Source organism: Erythrobacter sp. (genome assembly GCF_038133525.1).
Classification (GTDB): Bacteria; Pseudomonadota; Alphaproteobacteria; order Sphingomonadales; family Sphingomonadaceae; genus Qipengyuania.
The window spans coordinates 33533-35131 of sequence record NZ_JAYPTL010000002.1 but is presented as its reverse complement, the minus strand read 5'-3'; the positions used below and the strand labels follow the sequence as shown (position 1 = coordinate 35131).

Sequence of the window (1599 nt, the reverse complement as noted above, 5' to 3'; positions counted from 1 at the left end):
GGTAACGGCAACCTCCTCGACACGATCTCGATCGATGCCACCAACCCTTTCAACCCGTTTGGCATCACGCTGAATTCGGGGGCCGATGGCCAGCCGGCAACCTACAGCTTTATCGGACGGCGCTTGGTCGAGAACGGTCAGCGTACCTACCGCCAGACGGTGGATACCTGGACCGGCTCGGCGACGCTCGACGGAACCTTCGATATCGGCGGTCGCAACTTCTACTGGGATCTCAATGCGGTCATCGGCTTTAACGATGCGCATCAGCTGTTCACCGGCAACGTCAATGCGGCGAAGGTTGCGCAGGCGCTCGGCCCGCTCGCCAACTGTACCGGTGATTGTGTTCCGCTCAACATCTTTGGCGGCGCGGGCTCCATCACGCAGGAGATGCTCAACTTCATCGCTTTCGACGAACGCGCCAAGAGCGACCAGGATCTGCAGGACTATACCGCCAACCTGTCGGGCGAACTGTTCGACTTGCCCGGTGGTGCGGTTGGCATCGCCGTCGGCTACGAGCACCGCTACCAGAAGGGTTCGTTCACTCCCGACCCGATCATTCAGGCGGGGCTGGGTTCGGACATTCCGGCGCAGGCGGCGTCGGGCAAGTATAACTCGGACGAGTTCTATGGCGAACTGCGCGTTCCGCTGCTCAAGGATACGCCCTTCTTCCAGCAGCTCGAACTCGACGGCGCCGTGCGACATGCGCGCTATTCGACCGGCTTCAAGAACACCAGCTTCACAGGTACCGTGCTGTGGAAGCCGACGACCGACCTCCTTCTGCGTGGTTCCTATGCCGAAGGCTTCCGTGCCCCGGCGCTGGGCGAATTGTTCGGCGCCCAATCGCGTGCCGATGCTCCGATCGACGATCCCTGCACCAACGTTGCCGGGTCGCCCTACCAGACCAACTCCACGGTTCGGCAGAACTGCAATGCCAACGGCGTTCCCGTCGATGGTAGCTACAATGAACCGAACGGTGGCCAGCTGCCGACCTTGACCGGCGGCAACGTCGATCTCGATCCGGAAACCTCGGAAACCTGGTTGTTCGGTGCGGTCTACAGCCCAGAGTGGGCACGCGGCGGCTTCGTTCGCGACTTGAGCCTTGAGGTCAACTATTACGACATCACGGTCGATGGCGCGATCGCGGCGATCAACCCGCAGGAAACGCTGACTCGCTGTGCCTTCCTCAATGATCCGCTGGCCTGCGGCAACATCACCCGCACGTCGAGCGGTATCGTTTCGGCGATCCGCGGCCTGTTGCTGAACATCGGTGAGATCAAGACCAAGGGCTTCGACGCCACCCTGACCTTCCGTTCGGAGGAGACTTCGGCCGGTACCTTCGGTCTGTCGATCAATGCGAACTATCTCGACACCTATGAGGAAACCTTCCCCACGGCGTCCGGAACCTCGACGATCGACTTCCGTGGAACCACGCGCGGCTTCCCCGACCAGTCCTATCCGAAGTTCAAGGCGAACGGCGTCCTTACCTGGGCACTGGGTAGCGTCGATGGGGGCGTGAAGGGGCGCGACATACAAGGCGGGACCGAAGGGACCGGGCACCCCCGCACCGCGCGGGGCGATGGGGTCGGTGATTTGAGCATA

Annotated in this window: 1 protein-coding gene; it reads left to right on the top strand. The window is 61.9% G+C overall.

The window, feature by feature from the left end:
• The coding region (locus AAFM29_RS00900) for a TonB-dependent receptor domain-containing protein (protein WP_341710934.1) at nt 1–1599 on the top strand (1599 nt) is incomplete at both ends.